We start from the raw sequence: 2,126 nt of genomic DNA on the forward strand, positions 1-2,126 counted from the left end.
CGACGACCCGGCACTGACCGTGGGGTGACCCCACGGGGCCGGGCGGGACGACCCCGCGGGGCCAATGGGGTCATCCGGCCGCGACCGTGTGCTCGGCCGTGTTCCAGCCGGACACCCGCACCCGCGGCGCGGATCCGCGCAGATCCGCCGTGCGGTAGGTGGCGGTCAGCGTCACCGACTCGCCCGGCCACAGGCTGACCTCGTTGTCCGACCACCGCACCGGAAGCACCGGCTTCCCCTGCGCGTCGACGAGATGGACGTCCGTGAGCAGCGACGGGGTCTTCCCGCTTCCGGTGTTGCGCAGGGTCACGGTCGTGGTCGACGTACCGTCGGCCGACACCGTCGACGCCGCCGCCGACACCGGCACCCGCGCCATCGAGCCGAGCCCCTTCAGGTCGGCGTAGCTCGTCGTCGGCGTGTAGTACCAGTCGGTCCTGGCCCAGTCGAGCGTGTCCGCCTCGGTGGAGAGCCAGTACACGTTCCGGCTCACCTCCTTGCCGGTGGCGTCGGTCAGGGTCAGCCGGACCAGATATGTGGTCGACAGCCCGCTCACCGACGCGGGCAGCGTGAGCGGGGTGGCGTGCGCGCCGTCGCCGCCCACCGTCACGCGGGCGACGGCCTTGTCGTACTTCTGTGTGCCGTCCGGGTTGAAGAGCGTGGCCCGCGCGGTGAGCCCGGCGGCGGAGGCGTGCCGGTTGTTGACCACGACGACGGAGCGGTTGTCGTACGAGTACTGGATGTGCAGCGGTTCGTTGGCCTTCTTCGCCCCGAAGTAGGCTCCGCCCTGGTCGAGGTAGCGGTCCATCAGCTGCCAGTGCAGCGACGTCCAGCCGCTGTTGAACATCCAGTAGATCACCCCCGTGGACGGCTTCGAGGAGTCCGTCGCGTTGCGCCCGTACGCCTCGTACTGGGCGCGCACGTTCTCGTACTGCGCGAGCTGCGCCTTGCGTACGTAGTCGGTGAGGCCGGTGGGGGAGCCGTACCGGCCGGCGAGGGCGTTGTCGTAGATCTTCAGCGTGCCGAAGACCGGGGAAGGGGAGCGGTGGTACTGCTTGAGGCCGGGGTTCTTCCAGAGTGTGTCCAGCTCGGCGGGCGTCATCATCCGGCGCAGGGTGTCGAGGGTGGGGATGTCGGGGCCCGCGCTGGTCTCGGAGTTGAAGCCGATGGCGCCGCCCTCGCGCTTGGCGTACCAGTAGTTCGGCGGGATCCAGTCGTAGGGCCCCGTCATCTTCATGCCCGAACTGCCAAGCTGTGGTGAGGACTTGTCGGAGGCGGCCGCGACCACCGGCGTCGGCCAGTCGGCCGCTTTCAGGGCGTCCAGGTAGTTCTTCTCGATCGTCGCGTTGGGGGCGAAGTCGCTGCCGATCAGGAACGAGACGACACTGGGGTGGTCGCGGAGCCGGGCGGCCTCGGCGGCCATCGACGCCTTGGCTACCGGGTAGTCGGCGGCCGTCCACGGGTCGCCGGACTCGCCGGTGCCGTTGACCTGGCCCTCCCACTTGTCGCAGCACTCCCAGCCGGGCAGCGTGAGAACGCCGTAGCGGTCGGCGAGGGCGAAGAACTCGTCGGGCTCGAGGTGGCCTTCCAGCCGGATGGTGTTCAGGCCCAGGTCGAGGGCGTACTTCAGCCGGTCCTCGACATAGGTGCGGTCCCAGCGCAGGAACTCGTCGGGCGACCAGCCGCCGCCCTTGATGAGCAGCTTGCGGCCGTTGATCCGGTACTGGCGGGCGCCGTCGGAGTTCAGCGGTGCCCGGACGTCGCGGATGCCGAAGGTCTCGTGCGCGGTGTCCGACCGCGTGCCGGAGACGGAAGCGGTGAGGTCCAGGTCGTACAGGGGCTGTCCGCCCATGTCCGCCGGCCACCACACCCTGGGCGAGGTGAGGTGCAGGCCGGGGACGTCCGCCGGGGTGAAGGTGACCGTCTTCGTCTCGTGGGCGGCGAGCGGGACCGTCCTCGTGAGAGACGTCCCGCCGACGCTGCCGGAGATCTCGGCCGTGACGGGCGCGTCGGAGTCGTGGGGGGGCCGGGGCGGCACCGGCCCGGCCGCCGCCGCGGGCGGGGGGCCCACCCCCCCGGGGACCCCCCGGGCGGCCCCCCCCCCGCCCGCGCCCCCCCCCCGGCCCCCG

General features: G+C 71.6%; 1 protein-coding gene. It reads right to left on the minus strand.

Going from position 1 to position 2,126, the window contains the following annotated elements; all coding sequences use genetic code 11:
* Positions 1-70: 70 nt before the first annotated feature.
* Positions 71-2,126: exo-beta-D-glucosaminidase (locus ACFW2E_RS42950; RefSeq protein ID WP_384476449.1), on the minus strand; the 2,056-nt coding region annotated here is incomplete at its 5' end.

Source organism: Streptomyces sp. NPDC058964 (genome assembly GCF_042741275.1).
In the GTDB taxonomy this organism is placed as follows: domain Bacteria; phylum Actinomycetota; class Actinomycetes; order Streptomycetales; family Streptomycetaceae; genus Streptomyces.